The 19,631-nt window shown below is 51.3% G+C and carries 17 protein-coding genes and 1 pseudogene; 16 read left to right on the top strand and 2 right to left on the bottom strand.

Annotated elements, in window-relative coordinates:
• Window positions 1-16: 16 nt before the first annotated feature.
• Entirely contained in the window at window positions 17-1,237 is a 1,221-nt protein-coding gene (locus BUA24_RS04450; protein WP_084660199.1) for a metal-dependent hydrolase family protein, read from the bottom strand.
• 203 nt (window positions 1,238-1,440) lie between these two features.
• Here BUA24_RS04450 and BUA24_RS13320 point away from each other — a divergent pair.
• From BUA24_RS13320 to BUA24_RS04380, 15 genes and pseudogenes are all read left to right on the top strand, one after another.
• A pseudogene (locus BUA24_RS13320) lies at window positions 1,441-1,674 on the top strand (transposase); the annotation flags it as partial.
• Between the two features lie 160 nt (window positions 1,675-1,834).
• Window positions 1,835-2,029, top strand: a complete 195-nt coding sequence (locus tag BUA24_RS04440) for a helix-turn-helix domain-containing protein (protein ID WP_072789138.1) — start codon at window positions 1,835-1,837, stop codon at window positions 2,027-2,029.
• Between the two features lie 28 nt (window positions 2,030-2,057).
• Window positions 2,058-2,345 carry a DDE-type integrase/transposase/recombinase gene (locus BUA24_RS12430; protein WP_072789136.1) on the top strand — a complete coding sequence of 96 codons (288 nt, stop codon included), beginning with the start codon at window positions 2,058-2,060 and terminating at the stop codon, window positions 2,343-2,345.
• A 137-nt stretch (window positions 2,346-2,482) separates the two neighbouring features.
• On the top strand, window positions 2,483-2,584 hold the full coding sequence (locus tag BUA24_RS13560) for an IS3 family transposase (RefSeq protein ID WP_473234719.1): 102 nt from the start codon (window positions 2,483-2,485) through the stop codon (window positions 2,582-2,584).
• 484 nt (window positions 2,585-3,068) lie between these two features.
• Complete coding sequence (locus BUA24_RS04430) at window positions 3,069-4,274, top strand: M20 metallopeptidase family protein (protein WP_072789134.1); 1,206 nt, start codon at window positions 3,069-3,071, stop codon at window positions 4,272-4,274.
• An 81-nt stretch (window positions 4,275-4,355) separates the two neighbouring features.
• On the top strand, window positions 4,356-6,383 hold the full coding sequence (locus tag BUA24_RS04425; protein WP_072789132.1) for a S9 family peptidase: 2,028 nt from the start codon (window positions 4,356-4,358) through the stop codon (window positions 6,381-6,383).
• Window positions 6,384-6,649: 266 nt separating this feature from the next.
• The gene (locus BUA24_RS04420) at window positions 6,650-8,578 is read left to right on the top strand and encodes an ABC transporter substrate-binding protein (RefSeq protein ID WP_143146385.1); all 1,929 of its coding nucleotides are present in this window, start codon (window positions 6,650-6,652) and stop codon (window positions 8,576-8,578) included.
• A gap of 92 nt (window positions 8,579-8,670) precedes the next feature.
• Entirely contained in the window at window positions 8,671-9,618 is a 948-nt protein-coding gene (locus tag BUA24_RS04415) for an ABC transporter permease (protein WP_084660187.1), read from the top strand.
• Entirely contained in the window at window positions 9,618-10,583 is a 966-nt protein-coding gene (locus BUA24_RS04410; RefSeq protein WP_084660186.1) for an ABC transporter permease, read from the top strand. The genes BUA24_RS04415 and BUA24_RS04410 overlap by 1 nt, the downstream gene beginning before the upstream one ends.
• Before the next feature lie 23 nt (window positions 10,584-10,606).
• A complete protein-coding gene (locus BUA24_RS04405) occupies window positions 10,607-12,661 on the top strand; it encodes an ABC transporter ATP-binding protein (protein ID WP_072789128.1) in 2,055 nt (684 codons plus the stop codon).
• A 94-nt stretch (window positions 12,662-12,755) separates the two neighbouring features.
• Complete coding sequence (locus BUA24_RS04400; protein WP_072789126.1) at window positions 12,756-14,717, top strand: S9 family peptidase; 1,962 nt, start codon at window positions 12,756-12,758, stop codon at window positions 14,715-14,717.
• A gap of 152 nt (window positions 14,718-14,869) precedes the next feature.
• Window positions 14,870-16,081 (top strand): amidohydrolase, encoded by a 1,212-nt coding sequence (locus BUA24_RS04395; protein WP_072789124.1) that lies wholly within the window; start codon window positions 14,870-14,872, stop codon window positions 16,079-16,081.
• Window positions 16,082-16,129: 48 nt separating this feature from the next.
• The gene (locus BUA24_RS04390) at window positions 16,130-17,059 is read left to right on the top strand and encodes an acetamidase/formamidase family protein (RefSeq protein ID WP_072789122.1); all 930 of its coding nucleotides are present in this window, start codon (window positions 16,130-16,132) and stop codon (window positions 17,057-17,059) included.
• Window positions 17,060-17,275: 216 nt separating this feature from the next.
• Window positions 17,276-17,899, top strand: coding sequence for an FMN-binding negative transcriptional regulator (locus BUA24_RS04385; protein ID WP_072789120.1), 624 nt, complete (start codon window positions 17,276-17,278; stop codon window positions 17,897-17,899).
• A 380-nt stretch (window positions 17,900-18,279) separates the two neighbouring features.
• Window positions 18,280-18,678, top strand: coding sequence for a universal stress protein (locus BUA24_RS04380; protein WP_072789118.1), 399 nt, complete (start codon window positions 18,280-18,282; stop codon window positions 18,676-18,678).
• A 22-nt stretch (window positions 18,679-18,700) separates the two neighbouring features.
• On the opposite strand, the gene BUA24_RS04375 is transcribed toward BUA24_RS04380, so the two are convergent.
• Window positions 18,701-19,072 carry a DUF3054 domain-containing protein gene (locus BUA24_RS04375; RefSeq protein WP_072789117.1) on the bottom strand — a complete coding sequence of 124 codons (372 nt, stop codon included), beginning with the start codon at window positions 19,070-19,072 and terminating at the stop codon, window positions 18,701-18,703.
• A gap of 295 nt (window positions 19,073-19,367) precedes the next feature.
• Between BUA24_RS04375 and BUA24_RS04370 the strand changes: the two genes are divergently transcribed.
• Window positions 19,368-19,583: a hypothetical protein gene (locus BUA24_RS04370; RefSeq protein WP_072789115.1), complete on the top strand. Its 216-nt coding sequence runs from the start codon at window positions 19,368-19,370 to the stop codon at window positions 19,581-19,583.
• Window positions 19,584-19,631 lie beyond the last annotated feature (48 nt).

Genomic DNA, 19,631 nt, shown 5'->3' with positions numbered 1-19,631 from the left:
CCGCAGGGGACTCGTTCTAACTGCTTACGCAAACTCCGTCTTTGTAGACCTTTTTAATTTTTGACTTTATCCCTTGCAAGGTACTGCCTAAAGGGCCCTCTAGAACCACAAGATCGGCTCGTTTACCAGGTTCGATCGTACCCAGCTGCTCATCCCAACCTAACAGCTTCGCTGCCGAGGACGTGGTAGCGGCCAATACGTCGTAGATAGGCATACCTCCCTGTTCCATTAGGTATAGCTCTTCAAGGTTGTTTCCGTGCGGTCCTACGCCTGAGTCGGTTCCCATGGCAATCTTTACACCCGCTTTGACCGCTTGTGTGAAGGATTCCTTATGAACCTCCATAACCTCCTTGGCCTTTTGAACCGAGCTTTCGGGAACCGAGAGACCCATCTCGGCTGCATCGATAACGGCCTTTGGTGCAACCAAGGTTGGCACCAGCCAGGTTCCTTTGTCTAGCATCATCTCGATCGCTTCAGCGTCGAGGAATATTCCGTGTTCGATCGAACGGATACCTGCACGTATTGCACTTTTGATGCCGTCTGTGGCCTGAGCATGGGCCATAACGAACATACCGAGTGCTGTTGCCTCGATGACGATCGCATCGAGCTCGTCGTCTCTGAAGTGTGCATGTCGAGGGTTGTCTCGTGGGGATAGCACTCCGCCAGAGGTGAACACCTTGATTACGTTTGCGCCCGCTCTAGCAAGTTCTCTAACCTTTTTCCTTGCTTCGACGGGACCGTCGACTATACCTGCTGGACGTCCCGGATGCGGAATTGAATGAGGTATCACACAGCCCGATGGCATCCAGCCGTCACCGTGCCCTCCGGTTTGGCTCAGGGCGGTTACCGAGATCTGCAATCTAGGTCCCTTTATCAGTCCGTCCTCCACGGCCCGTTGAACGCCGAGGTCTGCACCTGATGCATCTCTGACGGTAGTTATCCCACAGGCCAATGTTGCCATAAGGTTCTGTTCTGCCTGGTAGAACTGGTAGGAAAAGGGAGACTGAATGTGTCTCATAAAGTCGATTCCCGATGAGGTAACGTGAACGTGGCAGTCAAATAGACCAGGTAGAACAGTCGATCCAGTGAGATCCACCACCTCGTCTCCATCCAGGGATGTTCCGATCTCTAGGAATCTACCGTCTTCGATCGTTATGTCGCATCGCCTAGGTGCCGAACCCGTACCGTCGAACACCTCAGCTCCTGTAAATATAATGCGCTTGGACATTACCGTCATCTCCTCGATGCTTCCTTGGTCTTCGATATGGTTATGCGCCAAGCATACATCTTGAATGGCGTTGAATGTGGACACTGAAGCTACTTACGATACGGGACACGGTTCTCCTTTAGAACAAGAAGAATATAGGTATGGGAGAAACGCCAAGAACAGAAAACTAGGAGTGAGAAGACTCGTCGACATTTTCGGGTGACGAATTCAAAAAAGACGCAGTGAGACTCGTCGAGAGCGGAAACCTGCCCTTGAGGCAAGTTGCCGAGGATCTTGGTATCTCGAAGGCCACGCTGTCGAACTGGGTGGACAAAGCCCGCAAGGAGCGACGAGTTGCAGGGGTAACACCGGATCTTGCGACAGAGAACCGTAGGCTTCGCCAACATGAACGAGCAGCTAGTAAGTGGTGTAAAGAAATCTCAAAACGATTTTCTGCCCATCTTTAGGTGAAGGAGACCGGCGGGAACTGATCTATCAGTTCATCGATGCCCAGAAGGCCGAATTCCTAGTCTCAGTGCTCTGTCCAAGTCTGTAAGGTCTCATGCTCTGGCTACTACCGCTGGAACACCGAGGGGCGCCAACTCTACGAGGTGGCCTCTAAGGCCCATGAAATCCTCAAGAGGCAAGCATGTTGTAGAGACCTTTCGGGCAAATCGGAGCATCTATGGGGCTCCGAGGCTCACACGTAAGCTCTGGAGTCGCTGCATCGAGGTCTCGGTGGCTACCGTCGGTCGCGTTATGGACGAACTCGGTGTCCAGGGAGCTTGTGGTCGTACCAATACCATCGAAGACGAGACCTGATCGTCATGCCAGAAATAGCGTTTATCTCGTGAAACGGAACTTAACCGTTGACGCGACTGACAAGCGCAGGGTTTCAGATTTGACCTACATCGGTACAAAGGAAGGATGGCTCTATCTGGTCATCATCATGGATGCGTGTTCGAGGAGAATACTTGGCTACAAGATGAGCGACACGATGGACACCCAACTGTTCACTCGTGCCCTTAACCAGGCAAAAACCGTTTGGGGCACAGCGGTGTTGCGGACAACGATCTTCCACAGTGATCACGGTTCCAATACACAAGTGACGACTTCGCAAGAGATGTTGAAGATCTAGGGCATGCATCAATCGATGGGAACGGTCGGGGATAGTTTTGACAATGCTATGGCGTAAGTCTTTGTGGGTGTCACTCAAAAAAGAGCTCGTCTACCGAACCGACTTTAGCACACGAGAGGAACCATGTTCCGAGATCTTTGATTGGATCTAAGTGGTACAACCACAAGAGGCTTCACGCGAGCATCTACTATCTATCACCGATTCAGTTCGAACAAGTCGCTAAGCTACAGGCTGCATAGCTAAGGGGAGTTCGTGTTTCATTTGGTGAGGAGGTCCGAAATCTCCTCAGTGATCATTGATCACTAATAATTGATAATTCGAATAGCACGATCACGAGGTTCTAATGAGCATATCCTTACTGCCGCCACTCGAACTCCACCTCCAAAGACTAGGAGTCTCCACTATTACCGGGACGCATCACTTTGAGCGGTCCCATGTCCTTAGATGATCTCCATTTCGACTGATGTAACCTCTCAACCCCTTTGTTTGCTTGAACTCTCTCCGTTCTATCTGTCTTCGATAGGTGTTTTTTGGTGGTAAAGCCAACGATGATGGCAATGTGCCCAACTGGCAACTGTAATTTCTGGTATCGTTTGAAGTGAAAAGTGTATGCAGAATACAACTTTACCGTGTTCTGGGGGTCCTAAGAGACCGAACAGGCGGAGCTGACCGGGTTAAAGTGGTGCTCTTTGGGCATACAGATGGAGATGGAGAGGTGCGGTGATGGGAAAAACTCTAAAGGAACAGGCTCAATCGATAGACGGCGAGCTCAAGGAACTAAGGCACAGTCTCCACCAGGAGCCAGAGTTAGGTCTTGATCTGCCGCTAACGCAAAAGAAGGTGATCGAGTCACTTAGTGGACTGGGTCTGTCCATATCGGAAGGAGAGGGACTCACATCGGTCACGGCCGTTCTGCGTGGTAGCGAGGGAGGTCCTACAGTACTTCTGAGGGGTGACATGGATGCACTGCCTCTTACGGAGCACCTTGATCTGCCTTACAGATCAACACGTGATGGGGTAATGCACGCCTGCGGGCACGATCTTCACACCTCTATGCTCGTAGGCGCAGCTCACCTGCTGGCTAGCCGTAAGGACGCACTAAAGGGCAATGTGGTGTTTATGTTTCAGCCAGGGGAAGAGGGTTTCGACGGTGCGGGCGAGATGATAAAAGAGGGAGTCCTACGAGCAAGTGGTGAGCTCCCAAGTGCAGCGTATGCGATACATGTTATGTCCTCTACGTGGAGGTCAGGTACCTTTGCATCGAGGCCAGGAGCGATGATGGCAGCATCAGACGGGCTTGCGGTAAAGGTGATTGGCGCTGGGGGTCACGGCTCTGCACCGCACCTTGCAAAAGATCCGATACCTGCAGCCTGTGAGATGGTTGGCGCTCTTCAGACCTATCTAACTCGCTCCATCGACGCATTTGAACCCGTCGTTGTAACCGTGGGATCTTTTCACGCAGGTACCAAACGAAACATCATTCCAGAGTCAGCTACCTTTGAAGCGACGATTCGTACCTTCTCCCCCAAGGTTCGGGAGCAGGTAGCAGTGGAGTCGGTGCGCCTGTGTAAGAGTATCGGTCACGCATATGGACTTGAGGTGGAGGCGGAGTTTAGGACTGAATATCCCGTTACCATCAACGATGAAAATGAGGTCGGCTTTGTCTCCAAGGTGGTTGACGAGGTCTTTGGGGCAGAACGACTCGTAAAGATGACCAATCCTGTTACAGGCGCAGAAGACTTCTCAAGAGTCCTAAATCATGTGCCAGGTGCGATGATCTTTCTAGGTGCATGCCCAGATGACTCGAACTACACATCTGCTCCGAACAACCACTCTCCCTATGCAAGCTTTAGCGATGATGTGCTTTCGGACGGAGCGGCTTTGTATGCGGAGCTTGCCGTTAGACGTCTGGAAGAGCTTTCAATTTAGCAAGGTAAGGACGTCTAGCTTGCCGCTTTGTAGATAGATAGGCGGTCTTTAAGTTTTAGCGACAAGTCACAGGAGAGAGAGTTGGAAAAAAGAGGATTTGAGCCAGAAGATATCGAACTACTCAGAAAGGCCGCTGATCCTCAAGTGTCAGCAGACGGCCAGAAGGTGGTCTTTAATGTTGTGGATCCTAGGCTCAAAGAAAATCGATACGCAAGCACAATCTGGCTCTATCAGCCTTACCTCATCGATAGACCCCTTCGACAGCTTTTAGAAGGTGAGAATCTCTCACTTGCTCGCTGGTCCCCTGACTCTAAGAGCGTTGCCTTCGTTGAGTCAGAAGGTAAGGTCTCTAACGTCTTTATCTATCCAGCGGACGGCTTTGGCGAGAGGATCAAAGTAGCCAGCTTCGCTGGGAAGATTACCGAACTGGTTTGGTCTGCGAACTCTAAGAATCTGGCTTTTGTGGCGAGAGAGACTGACCCTTTACAGTACGGCACGCAAGAAAATCCCTTGGACGACAAAGCGATGCCAGCTCGAAAAGTTACAGAACTTAGGTATCGGTTAAACGGTGTTGGTTGGACCTTTGACAGGCCGTCAAAGATTTTTCTTATTGATCTGAAAAAGGGTGGTAGGGTAAGCACACTGGTTGAAGGATCCTACGACGCATCTGGAATCTCTTTCTCCCCAGATGGCTCCAAGATTTGCTTTGTCTCTGCCCGACATGAGGGACGAGACATTGATCTATGTAACGATGTATGGATCTTCTCTTTGATAGATGGAGTCCTTACTCGTCTAACTACCACTGATAGAGCCTTTGCTTTGCCTTCTTGGTCCTTCGATGGTGAAAGGATCGCTTGTTTTTACAACCCTACGCCAGCCTCTAGCCCCAGACATCTCCAAGTTGCAGTCATAGACGTGGACACAGGTCTTGTGAAAACGCTGAGTTCAGAGCTGGACAGAAACTGCTCGCCCTTTGGAAGCTCCAGGCCACCTCTTTGGCGCGGTGACACTTTGATCTTTGGGGTCGAAGATCACGGTAACATATCCCTTTATCAGGTCTCGGCTGTCTCGGATGAACCTCCCCAGCTGTTGTTGGGAGGAAATAGGTGGATCTCCGACTGGACCGCCTCTAAAGATGCCCTGTACTTTATATCTACGTCTTCTGTGACCTTGGAAGAGCTGCACATGGCAGAGTTCCAAGTAACAGACTCAGGGCTGTTGGAGGTCTCGTCCGAGTCTAAGATCACAGACTTTACAGCCGATCTGTTGGGCGAGATCGATCTCGTTGTACCACAGGAGTTCTATGCAAGGTCGAAAGATGGGACCGAGGTGCAGTGTTGGGCTATGCCCCCTAAGGGTGCGGTGCCTGGTGAGCGCTACCCGGTGGTGCTGAACGTGCACGGCGGACCCTTTACCCAGTACGGTAACCACCTCTTCGATGAGTTTCAGCTTCAGAGTGCTCGTGGATTCGGTGTGCTTTACTGTAACCCTCGGGGAAGTTTGGGCTATAGCGAAGCCTGGGGGCGTAGTATAAGGTGGCCCGAGTGTGAAGAGGACCCAGGTTCTGGATGGGGTGGTGTTGACTTCGAGGACGTCATGGCGTGTGTAGAGCATGCGCTGGAGAACTTCTCATGGGTCGACAAAGACCGCCTTGGTGTCGCCGGTGGTTCTTACGGTGGTTATATGACCTCTTGGGTAATCGGCCACAGTTCAATCTTCAAAGCCGCCTGCTCTGAGAGGGCGTGTAATAACTTACTAACTATGGAACACAGCGCCGACATAGCTGGATTCATAAAGAGCTATGTGGGTGTCAGCTATCTAGACGATCCCTCCCTCTACTTGCGCAACTCGCCTGTGTCTTACATCAAGGAGATAGAGACTCCACTTTTGATAGTCCACTCTGAGGAGGATTTGAGGTGTCCAATCAACCAGGCCGAGGAGTTGTTTGTGGGGCTAAAGCTGTTAGGTCGTAGCGTCGAGATGGTGCGGTTTCCTGGCGAGAATCATGAGCTGTCCCGTTCAGGGTCCCCAAAGCATCGCGTAGAGCGGGCAAAGCTGTTTCTTGGGTGGTTTGAGGACCGTCTCAACCAAGACAAACAAACCCTGTAGGAGCGGTCCAAAGACGAACACGCCTTAGTGATTCGAGACGTATCCAAGGTTTTTAAGGCAGAACTCTTAGCTAATTCTTATCTTTATCTACGATTCTAAAGATCGCTTTTCGTGATCCTATCTATCAAAAGTGCAGTTAGAGGTAGAAAATAGCCGACAGACTCGCTTTGGTTTCACTCCGGTGACCATCTGGGAAACTTTTTGTTTACTTTTCATTTACAGACGATGCGAACACGGCGATCCTCTTATGTGTTATAGTCAAGTTCGTGAGTGTATACAGAATAACAGACAGCCTTCGCCGTCGAACCTCCAAGGTCGGCCCGATAGGTGTAGCATTGGCAGCGGCCGTGACGCTTGCTAGTTGTGGCTCAGGGTCATCCACGGCGACAACTCAAGCTTCGACGGGTTCGTCTGCAGGTACAGCGGGTTCAGTACCCGGACTGTACGGCACGTTGCCCCCTGTGGGGCTTCCTGCTAAGTCAGGCGGTGTAATAACCTTTGGACAGCTGTCGGGTACAAACCCGAACTACATCTTTCCAATTGTTCCAGCCGCAAACAGCTCGGTCTATAACCTTTATGAGTTTGAGAACTATCTCTTTGTTCCTCTTTATTGGGGTACGGTAGGCACGATCCCAGAGATCAACCCGACGGTAAGCCTTGCCAACATGCCTACCTACTCTAACGGCGGCAAGACCGTGACGTTCTCGATAAAGCCAGGATACTCGTGGTCAAATGGGGCTCCGGTGGACGCAAACGACGTCATTTTCTTTATCGATGAATTGAAGGCGGCGGTCAAAGAGAGCGCTGCCAACTTTGGAAACTACACCCCTGGTTTCTTTCCAGATAACGTGGTCTCAGCCACCGCCACTGGCAAGTACACCGTTACGCTGCAGCTTACCAGGAGCTATAATACGAGCTTCTTCACCGATAACGAGCTAGGTCTTATAACTCCAATGCCATCTACGGCTTGGAACATAGCCTCGGCGAACGGACCGCACCTTGACTACACCGTGCCGGCGAACGCAACGGCTATCTACAACTACCTTTCTCAGCAGGCGAACGACCTGTCTACCTATGCAACCAATCCGCTTTGGCAGGTTGTTGATGGCCCTATGCGCCTTACGTCGTTCACACCTTCCACTGGAGCGTTTACTATGGTGCCAAACCCTCACTTTGGTGGACACAAGGTGCAGTTCTCCGAGTTGCAAGGAGTAACGTTTACGAGCGTCCAGGCTGAGTTCAACCAGTTAATCGCTGGCAACCTGACGGTGGGAGGAGTAGACTTCTCAGTTCTACCCCAGGTGTCCAGGATTGAGTCTAAGTACAACGTCTACGGTCTCCCTGACTTTGGGTTCCAAGCGGCGTTCTATAACTTTACAGACACCACTGGAAACTGGAGTAGCGAGATATCTCAGCTGTACCTGCGCCAGGCGCTAGCTCACCTAGAGGACCAAACCGCATACATAAAAGGTCTGTATAAAGGTGCTGCGGTTCCTGACTATGGTCCGATCGGAGTGTCTCCTCCTAGCCCTTACACCCCGGCCAACGCTAAGAACAACCCGTATCCCTACAGTATCTCTGCGGCTGCAAATCTGCTAAAGAGCCACGGGTGGAAGGTTGTTCCTAACGGAACGACTGAGTGTGTAAAGCCTGGCACGGCTTCTGGCGACTGTGGAGCTGGTATACCGCTTCATGCCACGATCTCTCCGACGATGTTCTATACCAACTCGCCGCCGATACTTGGTGAGCAGGCTCAGGCGTTCGCCGCCGCTGCGAAACAGGTCGGGATAAACATTCAGCTAAACGCCAAGACCTTCAACTTCCTTGTGTCCAACTACTCAGTTGCTGGCGCTCCAGCCAACAACAACAAGTGGGCCATCAATGACTTTGGAGGGTTCAGCGCAGCTGACTATCCGACAACTAACAACATCTTCAACACAGGTGGGTCGTTCAACTTCGGTGGCTACTCAGATGCAACGGCAAACAAGTTGATCAGTAACTCGGTGTATGGGTCTAATCCCAACGCTGTATCGCAGGAGGCCTCTTACCTCACGGAGCAGCAGCCAGCACTCTTTACACCGGCGTCTGACTTCATCTACGCTGTGAGCAAGAGTCTGAGTGCTACCAACGAGAACTCCTTCTCAGCCCTTACCCAGTTCCAGCCTCTACCTCAGTACTGGTACTTTACCAAGTAGGCAGGCTGCCTTAGGGTGAATCTAAAGTAAGGACTCGGCCCGGGCTCTAGAGCTCGGGCCGAGGCGTCTAAAGAAAAGAAAGGAAGCATGTCTTGGCCGGATATCTCTTCCGTCGCTTTGTAACTTCCCTTGTAGTAGTTCTTGGAATCTCAATGGTCGCCTTTGCCATGCTGCACCTAATATCTAGCTCTCCTGGAAGGGCGGTGTTGGGTCTTCACGCCTCTCCCAAGGCGGTTGCGGCTTTCAATAAGGCAAACGGTTACGACGATCCGATCGTTATCCAGTATTGGCACTATCTTCTCCAGCTTCTTCACGGAAATCTGGGATACTCGTACAAGTTGAACCAACCGGTTACTTCGGTTCTAGGGGAAAACGTTCTGCGCAGTCTGTATCTATCGGGAGTGTCCTTGGTGCTTGCGATCCTTATAGCGATTCCGTTGGGCATCTATCAGGCTGTAAGGCGGAATCACCTTGGAGACTATATCGTCACCTCTGGAGCCTTCACTCTTTACTCCATGCCCTCTTTCTTCCTCGGTCTGCTCCTTATACAAGCGTTCGCTCTAAGTCTGAAGATCTTTCCTCCAGAGGCTTCGCAGTCCGTCTCAGTCATAGGAGTTATCGAAGACCCAAGAGCGATGTTCCTCCCGATCCTAAATCTCGTTGCGATTCAGGTAGCGGGGTACTCTCAGTACATGCGCTCCTCTGCGTTAGACGGACTTGGGCAGGACTATATAAGGCTTGCTCGAGCGAAGGGTCTGTCGCAAAAGGCGGTACTTACAGGGCACCTCCTTAGAAACTCGATACTGCCTATGATCACTCTGATAGGACTTTCCGTCCCCGCTCTCCTTGCTGGAAACCTCCTCATCGAGACGCTGTTTAACTATCCAGGACTGGGTCTTATGTTCTACAACGCTTTGCAGAATGAGGACTATCCGATACTGCTCTCTTATACCTTGATCGCAGGTGTCCTGACCGTGGCGGGAAACTTCATAGCCGATGTGGCGATCACGATCGCAGATCCGAGAGTGAGGCTGTCATGATGGAGGAGAGAGAGACCGAAGGCGTGGAAGAGTCACCACTAAACTTAGGCGGTGGGATCGGTCCCTTTGAACCAGGGATTACCGATCCATTGGACGGCGGTGAAGTGGATGACACCGTTACGAGCGGCTGGCGGCTGGCGGTTAGATCCTTTGCAGAGAACAAGCTGGCGATTGTGGGGCTTGGGATACTGATTTTCTTTGTGCTTTTTTGTTACGTGGGTCCTCACGTGTACCACTCGAATCAGATCTCGGGAAATGTACTCAACTCTGATCTACCTCCGGGTTCGGGTCATCCACTTGGAACGGACAACAACGGCTATGACGAGCTCGGCCGACTGATGGTGGGGGGTCAAGCGGCGCTAGAGATCGGGTTTTTTGCTGCCATTATTGCAACAGTAATTGGGAGCCTTTATGGTGCCATCTCGGGGCTGATTGGGGGTCTACTAGACGGCGTTATGATGCGCATAGTCGACGTGATTCTCTCCATTCCCTACCTTCTGATCGTTCTTATTGTGGCGACCCGCTATAGCGGGACGGTGTTGAGCCTTAGCTTGATCCTAGGTCTTTTTGCGTGGCTCGTTCCCGCAAGGCTGATAAGAGGAGAGGTGCTCTCCTTGCGGGTTAGAGACTTTGTCTCCGCTGCAAAGGTCATGGGTAGTGGTCGAACCCGGCTGATCTTTAGGCACTTATTGCCTAACGCTTTGTCGGTAGTGATCGTCAACATTACCTTTCAGGTGGCGGATGCAATTATCGCGATCGCCTTGCTTGGATTTTTGGGCTTTGGCCTCCAGTATCCGCATGTGGATTGGGGGGATATGCTCTCAACTGCAAATACGGCGTTAGGCAACGGATATTGGTGGTTAGTTTACCCAGTTGGTATAAGCCTAATTCTGGTCGTGATGGCGTGTAACTTCATAGGAAACGCCTTGAGAGATTCTGTCGATGTCAGATTGCGCCGCCGCTAGGGCGTAGAAGGGGTTATTGCTTCGTGACAAGAGTTCTTGAGATAGAGGATCTCTCCACACACATCCAGCTTTCCCGAAGTGTCGTTCAGGCGGTAGGTAATGTCAACCTCCACATAGACGCAGGAGAGACCTTGGGGTTGGTGGGAGAGTCTGGATGTGGTAAGTCCATAACAGGTCTGTCCATCATGGGTCTTTTGCCTCCAGGTGGCAAGGTCGTTGGTGGCTCGATAAAGCTTGAGGGCAGAGAGCTGGTCGGTCTGCCAGACGCCGAGATGCGTAAGATTCGTGGTAATGATATCGCCATGATCTTTCAAGACTCTTCGAGTTCCCTAAATCCGACCAAGACGATTGGAGAACAGGTGGCTGAGCCTGTACTGCTCCACCGAGGTGGCTCGAAGAAAGAGGCGGTAGACAGGGCTATAGAGGTCCTTGATTTGGTTGGTATACCAGGAGCTAAGGAGCGTCTATCTGACTACCCACATCAACTATCTGGTGGTCTACGGCAGAGAGTTATGATTGCAATAGCTCTGTCGTGTGATCCGAAGGTTCTGATAGCGGATGAGCCTACGACCGCTTTGGACGTAACGATTCAGGCACAGATTCTAAAGCTCCTAGACGACCTAAAAGAGCGCTTTGGAATGTCCATTCTTCTTATCACTCACGACATGGGAGTCGTAGCAGGAAGAGCTGACCGGGTAAACGTTATGTACGCTGGGAGGATGGTTGAGGCGACTGGGACCAAAGAGATATTCTCAAATATGCGCCATCCTTACACCCAGGCTTTGCTGGCATCGATACCCCGTATGGATCAGGACAATACAAAGACCTTGTTTTCTATCCCGGGCATACCCCCCGACCTCACCAACCCTCCGCCGGGATGCCGTTTCGCTCCAAGGTGCGCATACACGAAGAGCGACTGCCAAGAGAGCGAGCCGTCTCTCTCTGGATCGGAGGATCACGTCGTAGCCTGTTTCCACCCCGTTATGGACGGTCCGTTAAAGCCAGAGAAGATGGTAACTCTTTCTCATGGAGTACGAGAAAGAGCGGGAGAAGGGGAGACCCCGCTTCTTGAGGTTATAGATCTCGAAAAGACCTTCCCCGTGACCTCAGGAGCAATCCTAAAGAGAAAGGTCGGAAAGGTTCATGCGGTCTCCGGTGTCTCATTGACGGTGAGGCGGGGGGAGATCTTTGGTCTGGTGGGAGAGTCTGGATGTGGTAAGTCCACCTTAGGTCGGATGATAGTGGGCCTGGAACGGCCCGATTCAGGTAAGGTTCTTCTAAATGGTGAGGATATATTTTCTCTACGAGGTCGGACGCTAGCCAAAAAACGCCGAGATCTTCAGATGATGTTTCAGGATCCATATGGTTCATTGGATCCGAGGATGCGGGTCGCCGCTATCTTGCGAGAGCCCCTTAGCATCCAAGGTGTAGAAAGTGCCAAGGATCAAGAAGCTCGGTCGATAGCTCTAATGCGAGAGGTGGGTCTGCCCTCCAAGGCTCTAGAGCGTTTTCCCCATGAGTTCTCCGGTGGGCAACGTCAAAGGATCGGCTTGGCAAGGGCTCTTACCCTAAACCCCAAGCTGATCGTTGCTGATGAACCAGTTAGTGCCTTGGACGTATCGATACGGTCTCAGGTTCTAAATTTAATGAAGAGACTCCAGGTCTCCCATGACATGGCCTATCTGGTGATATCACACGATCTTGCTGTGGTGAAGTACCTAGCGGATCGTATAGGCGTTATGTACTTAGGAAAACTGGTGGAGTTGGCACGAGGAGATGATCTCTACTCTCGGGCTGCTCACCCCTATACACAAGGTCTGATAGACACTATCCCTCTTCCGGACCCAGAGATCGAGCGGGACAAGAAGAAGCGGGTGATATCGGGTGAGCTCCCGAGCCCAATAGCGCCCCCTTCAGGATGCAGGTTTAGAACGCGTTGCCCAAGGGCTCAGGAGATCTGCGCCATAGAAGAGCCCAAGCTTAGGACCTTTGGTGATCAGCACTACGCAGCTTGCCACTTTCCGCTTGTAGAACCGCTGGAAGAGGCAGCTAGTGCATCGGGTCAAACAAAGATCTAGACGCCAGGGCGGATCAAGTTAGATAAGCAAGGTCGAGTTTTTTAGAAGTAGATGGCTTCGTTTGAGGAGTTCTTAGCAAGAGGATGTGAATTGTATGCGTGGTTTTGAACCGAGTGACGTATGGTCGATAAAGGGATTGAGTGATCTCGATCTCTCTCCCGATGGCAAGAGGCTCGCCCACGTAGTGTCGGTGCCTGATAAAGGGACTGACTCCATGTCAAGTACTATATGGACACTTGGGATAGAGGGGGGCTCAAGACAGTTCAGCTACGGTGAAAAAGATTCTTTTCCGAGATGGTCGCCTGATGGAAGATACCTGGCTTTCCTTAGAACCAAAGAGGGTAAGGGTCAGATTATGGTCGCTTCCTTGGACGGGGGAGAACCGCTGGAGCTTACGAGTGAGCCTTTAGGTGTAAGTTACTTCGCATGGTCACCTGACGGATCGGCGCTCGCTTACGTGGCAAAGACGAAAGATGGAGAAGACGGAGCTGGCGAGGCACAGCAACAAAGTTCGATACAACGCTCAAAACCCACTGTCTGGGACGACCTTTACAACCGCTTCGACGGTATCGGCCGGTTCGACGATGGTCGTTCACACATCTTTATTACCAAGCTTCAAACTCCGAAGGACAAACGTCAGCTTACGAAAGGAGACTTCGACGACTTTGAGCCTATCTGGTCTCCGGACGGTAAGAAGATAGCCTTTACATCCGACCGAACGGATCAAAGGGGAATGTATCAACGGAGGGATCTTTGGATCGTGGACGTAGAAGGAGATAACGAGCCTATACGTCTTACAAACGAGGTAGGGACTGCAGCCTCGCCTCAGTTCTCTCCGGATGGAAGCCTCATATCCTTTGTGGGTCACGAGAACGATCCGGGTGACTCCTCCAAGAACTCTGAACTAAGGGTGGTTTTATCTGACGGTTCCGGCAAGCCGAGATCTTTGACCGGGTCTTTGGATCGTCCTGTTTGGGGGGTTCAGGCCACGCTGGGAAAGCCGTATGTATGGAGCGACGACGGTTCCGACACCATCTACTTTCTAGCGAACGACGGTGGAAGGCAAGGGATATTCTCTGTCTCGGTCAGAGAGGATCAGCCACAAAAACTTGAGCTTGTTTTCATAGATGACTTCCAGATCATGAACGTGGTAGGTTCGAAGGAGCATCTGTTCTTTCTCGGAGTCTGGGCAGCCTCTTATGCTGAGGTAAAGAGGATTGGTAAAGACGGCTCGGGACTCAAGACGATCTCCACCTTCAACGCAACGTTGTCTGAAGAGGTAGAGCTAAGAAAGCTCGAGCAGATCTGCTATACAACAGAAGATGGCTTTGAAATCCGTTCTTTTGTTATCTATCCCAAGGAGTTCCGTGAGGGAACTCCACAAAAGACGGTACTTGAGATCCATGGTGGCCCTCATGGGTGGCATCCTCAGGCGTCGATGATGCCGTTGTATCAGTCTCTGGCAGCCCAGGGCTATGTGGTGGTTCTTCCAAACCCAAGAGGGAGTCACGGCTTTGGGGAGAGGTTCTCTACGGCGTGCGTCAAAGATTGGGGAGGTAGAGACTTCCAAGATCTCATGGGGGTACTTGATCTTTTGATCGAAAAAGGGGTCTCCGATCCGAAGCGTCTCTATGTAGCTGGATATTCTTACGGTGGGTACATGACCTCATGGACCATCGGCCATACCTCAAGGTTTAGAGCTGCCTGCATATCGGCTCCAGTCACCAACTTAGTCTCCATGTATGGAACTACAGACATCCCGTACTTCAATGCCTATGAGTCTGGCGGAACACCATGGGAGGATCCAAAGTACTACCTTGAGCACTCCCCAGTTACCTATCTACCACAGGTCACTACACCTGCCCAGATCTTGCACTGGGAAGGAGACCTTAGGTGTCCAATTGGGCAGGGAGAGGAGATATTTCAAGGACTACGGGCTCTTGGCAAGGAGGCACGGATGGTAAGGTACCCCGGCGGTTTTCATATCCTTCGTACCCCGTCTCAGATGCAGGACTACGTCGAGCGCCACCTCAGCTGGTTCGATGGACATAACTAGTTCATATGTCCTTGGAGCGATACTGTTTTAGATCTGTGGAAAGGGCGTGAGCGCAACTAGAGAATCATCTCCACCCATGTGGATAGGGAGCTTCTTGACCCTTAGAGGTACAACAGCGTGTTTGAGATAGGAAGGACGAAGCGGTGACAACTATGGAAGAGCTTCCCAGAGCACTAGCTATTCGGAACGCCCGTGTGGTTCCGATAACGGGTGACGTTATTGAGAACGGGACGGTAGTTATATCGGAGGGAGTCATAGAGCAGATCTTGGACTCAAGTAAAGAGATCCCAAAGGGATACCACGAGCTAGACGCCTCTGGAAAATGGATCTTACCTGGATTTATCGATGCACATACGCATGTGGGCATTCACGAGGAGGCCAACGGCTGGGCTGGCAACGATACCAACGAGATGACAGATCCTAATACCGCACATGTACGGGCTATCGACGCAGTCAACCCTAGCGACATCGCATTTCGAGAGGCGATCGAAGGAGGGGTGTTGATCGTCAACGTCAATCCTGGCTCGGGTAATCCTATAGGTGGACAGGCCGTTACTCTTCGTTGTTTTGGAAGCGTGATAGACGAGATGGTTATGAAGAGTCCAAGCGGTATGAAGTCAGCACTCGGAGAAAATCCCAAGCGGGTCTATGGTGATAAGAAACAGATGCCAAGTACGCGTCTAGGAACGGCAGCCGTTATACGAAGTGCGCTGGTACAGGCGCAGAACTACATGAAAAAGTTGGATAATCAAGCCGATGGAGAGGGCTTTGTTGAGAGGGACCTAAAGCTTGAGGCACTGGCAAAGGTGCTATCTCGTGAGATTCCCTGGAGACAGCACTCTCATAGAGCCGATGACATTATGACTGCTCTTCGCATAGCGGAAGAGTTCGGATACGATCTGGTCATAGATCACGGAACAGAAGCTCATTTAGTAGCCGATCGACTGGCTGCAAAGGACATTCCAGTCATAATCGGACCTCTCTTTACCGCCCGCTCAAAGGTTGAACTGCTAAATAGGTCGCTCAAAAACCCTGCAAGGCTTGTGGAAAAGGGAGTTCGTATCTCCATAACCACGGATCACCCTGTCGTGCCGATACACTTTCTGATCTATCAAGCGGCGCTTGCGGTCAAGGAGGGCCTCGATCAAGAGACGGCGCTCGCTTCTGTGACGATAAATCCGGCTCGCATCCTGGGTATCGACGACAGGGTCGGATCTCTGGAGGTCGGGAAAGACGCAGATCTTTGTGTATGGTCTGGTAACCCTTTGGACTTTATGTCAAGGGTAGAACTTGCCTTTTCAAAGGGAAGACACATATACAGCTACGACTATCAGACCTCTCAGGGCGTCTTTGTGGAACCTTAGCCAGCAAGGGAACTGTTCGTTGGATGAGATTGAGACAGGGGGTTCCCAATGGGCCGTGTGATAGTGGATTCCACTCCACTTACTGCGACTGATGTCTTTACCACGCGGAAGAAACCGATATGTACCGTAAGGTCCGGAGACGAACTTTTGGTAAGTACTCTGGATGCCTCGGGGTCGCTTAGGCGTCACAGCTTTCCAGGTGAGAAGGTTGAAACTTTATTACCAGATAGAAGAGGTCACTGTCTTGTAGGACCGATCGAGGTTATCGGAGCAGAGGTGGGGACCGTTTTGGCGGTCTCGTTTCTCGCCCTCACCCCAAGTTCGTGGGGCTGGACAGCGGCCGGAGTGCTGGACAACGAACTCAATCGTCGACTTCAGGTGTTAAAAGAGGGACCGAGGTGGCTTCTTTGGTCGATCGACACAGGGACTCAATTGGCTACCAACCAGTTCCGTATCTCAAGGAAGATAGCCCCATTTCTTGGTGTGGTCGGTATGCCGCCAGACTCTGAGGAAGAGTACTCGACGATACCACCAAGAACAAAGGGAGCAGGGAACATCGACTGTAAGGAGCTGGTTGCTGGCTCCACCTTATACATTCCGGTGACCGTTCCCGGTGCAATGTTGTGCCTGGGTGACGGTCATGCGGCTCAAGGTGATGGAGAGGTGAGTGGGACGGCCATAGAGTGTGCGATGACCAGTCACATAAAGATTGAGGTCCTAAAAGAAGCCCCTATCGACGCTGTGCACGCAGTAACCCCCAAGGGAAGGTTGACCTTCGGTTTCGACCCAGACCTAAACGTGGCTATGGCCGACGCCCTTTACCATATGGTGACGTGGATGCAAGAGATCTACTCGCTTAGCCGTGCAGAAGCGTTGGCACTTGGAAGCTCGTGCGTCGATCTGAGGATAACTCAAGTGGCGAACGTAAGCTTTGGCGTGCATGCGTTGTTAGACGAAAGTCCGCTCTTGTTGAGATAGATGCGTTAAGGTGCGCTGATGGGAGTTTCTCTGCTAGTTACAGCTGGATGGGTGTTTGGGTTACAAAGACAGTGAAGAGTTGCGTCGTTTCAAAGAGATAATATTGACGAACTGCAGGTCAAGGCAATTGTCTGCATTTAGAACAAAGGATTTAGGAGCACTTTTTGGTGTTTGGAACTATCATGTTGAACAGTTGATGCGCCTAGGGTATCTGCTATGTACATTCCTCGCCACTTCCAGCCTCGTTCGCAACAAGAGACCCTAGACGTGCTAAGAAACAGTGGAGCAAGTGACCTCATATCCTACTCCGACAACGAGTTTCAACTCTCCACCCTCCCATTTGTGGTAGATGAGGAGGGTGACGTGTTGCGACTTCTTGGACACCTTGCTAGAGCGAATCCGCACTGGAGATGCCTTGATGGATCAGATGCCTTTGTGTTGGTGCATGGCCCTAGCGCATACGTCTCGCCAAGTGTATACCCCTCCAAGGTAGAACATCAAAAGGTTGTGCCAACGTGGAACTATGTAAAGGTGGCACTTAGGGGAACGGTGCAGATACACGAGGAACCTTCTTGGATAGAGACCGTGGTAACGAGACTTACCGAGAAGTTCGAGGTGATCTCAAAGAACCCGTGGAATGTCTCAGATGCCCCACGTGACTTTATAGACTCCCAGCTTAGAGCGGTCGTGGGTGTTGAGTTTCTAGTACGAGAGACTGATGCCAAGTTCAAGCTGAGCCAAAACAGAGATCTAAGAGACGCAAAGGCTGTCAGAGATGACATGGCAAGAAGAGCAGAGATCGAGATGTATGAGGCTATGGGCTATTTGAAAGATCTGTAAGTTCGATGCCTTAGCTGTTCACGTAGTCATTAACAGTTCTTAACAGCCCATCAACATGTCGTTAAAGGAGATTGGGCGACTGATTTAGAGAGCTAGTTTGCTGCTATGGCAACGGATCTGAAGTTCGAAGCGTTCTCTTTCAGGCAAAGCCCCTCAGAGACCCAACCAGGAATACCAGGGAGATCGAGGCGTCTTAGTGACCGATACTTTGGGTTAGGCGTCCCTTGCTGGTGTTAGGAGCGAAGGATACTTGCTCCGGTAAATAGAGGCTAAATCGAAGGCACTGCTTGAGATCGAGGAGTACTTACGCACCCAAAGCCTTGGTGCTTCTGACAGCAACCAAGATAGAAGCGACTCTACACTAAAGGTCTTGATTCCTCTTGGGAACGACGAAACCCTCTCTTCAGCGGCACTTTGGAGCTGTCGGGGAACTTAGCAAGTCGTCAGCTATCACCGTACACGTAGTGCATTTGCGCCTGTGGGATCAGGCAAGAGGTGCAAGGTTTTATCTTGAAGAGGAGTCAGAAGCTCTCGAGTTGGTTGATAAAGCATCAAGGTGGCTTGCGGCCTTTGATATTGCGGCGACCGGATCGGTGCTGTCTGCTCTAAGGTGGCTCTGCGCAGAGACGGTGATTCGATATGCTGAAGTGTTGCACGTCGGGGTTGTGGTAGTGGGATCCAGGAGAAGGACCATGGCATCTCAAGCCCTACTGGGTTCGACCACCTATCAGATAGAAAAAATGTCGTCGTTGCGAGTGATGGTTGTGCATCCGGCCTGAGATTGAGCTGCTGGCCTTTCAGCTACACGGCCTTCTTTAGAGACGACCGACGATGAAACAGCGTGAACACTATGCGCACAAGTGCCGAGGTAAGGGAGAAGTAAGCTAAGGAGACCGCAATGAAACCTAGAGCTGTTCCTTGCCCGACAATCACTCTCGTGGTCATGCCGACAACCACAATGGTAAAGACTATTGTTACCCCTCCTAGCGGGGAGGAGAACGAGATCTTTGAAAGCGAAAGCACTCCCCACGCTACAGCCATTCCTAGTAAGAAGGGCCATGACGTTCGAAAGACGCCGCCAAGGTTATCGGCGTGACCGTGAGCTGAACGACCGATTATCACAAATGACAGTACTGCAGCTATATCAAGCAGATAAAAAGGCAGGCGCTTCATGTCACTAGTCTAAGTCCCAGATCTGCAGTAATTACTACGAAAGACAATCTCGCTATACCACTTCTTTGGACGTGAGGTACGGCCTATCCAGCAAACTTCACGAATCTTCGATCAAAGCCCGACCTCCCTAGCCTACTTTGGTAGCCGTAGGTCCCTCTCTCTAAGGAGTATCTGGGCGCAAGCTCATGAATCACACATCAAAGCATTACCTAGGCTGTGTGTTTTCTTTACGTTGTCATTACCTTGGTGCCTTAGCTTATTAGACATAGAGAAACAACAGGCAAAGGAGAGACAGATGTCCTGGATACTAAAGAACTTGGTACTGATGGTAATGGTTACGGGGATGATCTTTACGATCCTCTCAGTAGGGGTGTATCTGCAGTACCGCAAGGAAGACCCATCGGGAAACCGTCCCGACTTTCTAACCAGAGAGGTTCCGGAACCCCTCGTACAAAGTCTTAGAGGTAATGAGACAGACTCCGAAAGAGAACTCATCAAGACCGCAAGCTAAAGACCGATCTACTTATCTCATACGTCAACCAACAAGAGGGAGGCGGGC

The organism is Ferrithrix thermotolerans DSM 19514 (assembly GCF_900128965.1).
GTDB classification, from domain to species: Bacteria; Actinomycetota; Acidimicrobiia; order Acidimicrobiales; family Acidimicrobiaceae; genus Ferrithrix; species Ferrithrix thermotolerans.
This window is presented reverse-complemented; position numbering and strand designations above follow the sequence as displayed.

Excerpts from the sequence above, each read along its gene's own strand:
- BUA24_RS04450 (WP_084660199.1), bottom strand. The coding sequence starts at position 1,237 with ATGACGGTAATGTCCAAGCGCATTATATTTACAGGAGCTGAGGTGTTC.
- BUA24_RS04440 (WP_072789138.1), top strand. The coding sequence starts at position 1,835 with ATGAAATCCTCAAGAGGCAAGCATGTTGTAGAGACCTTTCGGGCAAAT.
- BUA24_RS04430 (WP_072789134.1), top strand. The coding sequence starts at position 3,069 with ATGGGAAAAACTCTAAAGGAACAGGCTCAATCGATAGACGGCGAGCTC.
- BUA24_RS04410 (WP_084660186.1), top strand. The coding sequence starts at position 9,618 with ATGGAGGAGAGAGAGACCGAAGGCGTGGAAGAGTCACCACTAAACTTA.
- BUA24_RS04400 (WP_072789126.1), top strand. The coding sequence starts at position 12,756 with ATGCGTGGTTTTGAACCGAGTGACGTATGGTCGATAAAGGGATTGAGT.
- BUA24_RS04395 (WP_072789124.1), top strand. The coding sequence starts at position 14,870 with ATGGAAGAGCTTCCCAGAGCACTAGCTATTCGGAACGCCCGTGTGGTT.
- BUA24_RS04390 (WP_072789122.1), top strand. The coding sequence starts at position 16,130 with ATGGGCCGTGTGATAGTGGATTCCACTCCACTTACTGCGACTGATGTC.
- BUA24_RS04385 (WP_072789120.1), top strand. The coding sequence starts at position 17,276 with ATGTACATTCCTCGCCACTTCCAGCCTCGTTCGCAACAAGAGACCCTA.
- BUA24_RS04375 (WP_072789117.1), bottom strand. The coding sequence starts at position 19,072 with ATGAAGCGCCTGCCTTTTTATCTGCTTGATATAGCTGCAGTACTGTCA.
- BUA24_RS04370 (WP_072789115.1), top strand. The coding sequence starts at position 19,368 with ATGTCCTGGATACTAAAGAACTTGGTACTGATGGTAATGGTTACGGGG.